The sequence below is a fragment of the Thiohalocapsa sp. genome (assembly GCF_019695415.1).
Lineage (GTDB): Bacteria > Pseudomonadota > Gammaproteobacteria > Chromatiales > Chromatiaceae > Thiohalocapsa.
Genome location: NZ_JAIFKJ010000208.1, coordinates 1 through 1,545 on the forward strand (window position 1 = coordinate 1; position 1,545 = coordinate 1,545).

2 protein-coding genes are annotated in these 1,545 nt (G+C 67.4%); both read right to left on the reverse strand.

Going from position 1 to position 1,545, the window contains the following annotated elements; all coding sequences use genetic code 11:
• Positions 1-87: 87 nt before the first annotated feature.
• On the reverse strand, positions 88-396 hold the full coding sequence (gene yhbY / locus I6U14_RS05960; protein WP_296897688.1) for a ribosome assembly RNA-binding protein YhbY: 309 nt from the start codon (positions 394-396) through the stop codon (positions 88-90).
• A gap of 26 nt (positions 397-422) precedes the next feature.
• Complete coding sequence (locus I6U14_RS05965; protein ID WP_296897690.1) at positions 423-1,421, reverse strand: YhdH/YhfP family quinone oxidoreductase; 999 nt, start codon at positions 1,419-1,421, stop codon at positions 423-425.
• Positions 1,422-1,545 lie beyond the last annotated feature (124 nt).

Genomic DNA, 1,545 nt, shown 5'->3' on the forward strand with positions numbered 1-1,545 from the left:
GCTCATCGCGACTTACCAGTTCTAGGGAGATGCTGATTTATTGGGCATCCTGCCCCGCACGGGAAGCGCCAATAAATCGGCGCTTCCCTAGGACCTAGAACCTTGCGGTGAGTCTTTCAGCTCGGGGTTGGTGCGGTAGAGCACGGCGATGTTGCCGATGCGCTGCACCAGCGCGGCACCGGTCTCTTCGACGATGGTGGCGACCTGGGCATCGCGCACGTCGCGGTCGCCGCCGTTCACGCGGACCTTGATCAGCTCGTGATGGTCCAGCGCCAGCTCGATCTCGGCGAGCACGGCCTCCGTCAGGCCGGCGGCGCCGAGCAGCACCACGGGCTTCAGGTGATGGGCGCGCTGCTTCAACGCCCGGCGTTGGTGATTCTGAAGCGGTTGCGTCATCTGTGTCGGCAGTTCAGGCAATGCGGTCAGCGGGCCGCGGTCGGCTTCACCAGAATCCGCCCATGCGTGCCTCCAGCGAGCATGCGCTCGAATACCTCCGGTAGGGCATCCAGCGTGATCTCGCCGCCCAGCAGCCGCTCCGGCTCCTGCACGCGCCAATCTGTGGCCAAATGCCGCCAAAGCTCATCGCGCAAGGGCTGCGCAATATGCACCGAGTCGCAGCCGAGCAGCGCCACGCCGCGCAGTATGAAAGGCATCACCGTCGTGGAAAGCTCAGTGCCGCCGGCAAGGCCAATGCTTGCGATGTTGCCGTAGGGCACCACGGTGCGGGTGATGCGCGCCAGCATGTCGCCGCCCACGTTGTCCACGGCGCCGCCCCAGACGGCCTTCTCCAGCGGGCGGTCGCTGCCGGGCAGCTCGTCGCGGCCGAGGATCTGGGAGGCACCCAGCGCTTTGAGCCAGGGATGCAGCTCCGGCTTGCCGGACACCGCAGCCACCTCGAAGCCGAGCCTGGCGAGGATGGCAACGGCAATCGCTCCAACACCGCCGCTCGCGCCCGTGACCAAGATCGGGCCCATGTCCGGGCGCTGGTCGTTGCGCAGCAGCCGATGCACCGCGAGCGCTGCGGTGAAGCCGGCGGTGCCGTACAGCATGCTCGTGCGCGTCTCGAGTCCATCCGGCATCTTGACCAGCCAATCGCCCGGCACGCACAGGTATTGCGCATAGCCGCCGTCGTGGTCGAAGGCCATACCATGGCCGGTGGCGACCACGGCATCGTCCGGCGCGAAGTCCGCATGCTCGGAGCGCTCGACCACGCCCGCGGCATCGATGCCGCCGGTGAGCGGAAAGCGCTTGATGACCTTGCCTCTGCCGGTCCCGCCCAACGCATCTTTGTAGTTGACGCTGGCGTAGTCGACGCGCAGCAGCACCTCGCCCGCCGCGGGCTCGGGCACGTCGATGGTCTCGACGCGGGCACGGTGGCCGGTGTCGTCCTGGTGAATGCGGAAGGCGCATTGGGTCGGCATGGGCTCCCCCGGCGTTTGTGTTGCCGACGCTGATGCCGGCGAGGGTCGCAGTATGCCGGATTGGGGATCGGGATGCTGGAGCTGCCTCCGATAGGCTCGGTTGTCAGGCAACCTCGCGGGCGGG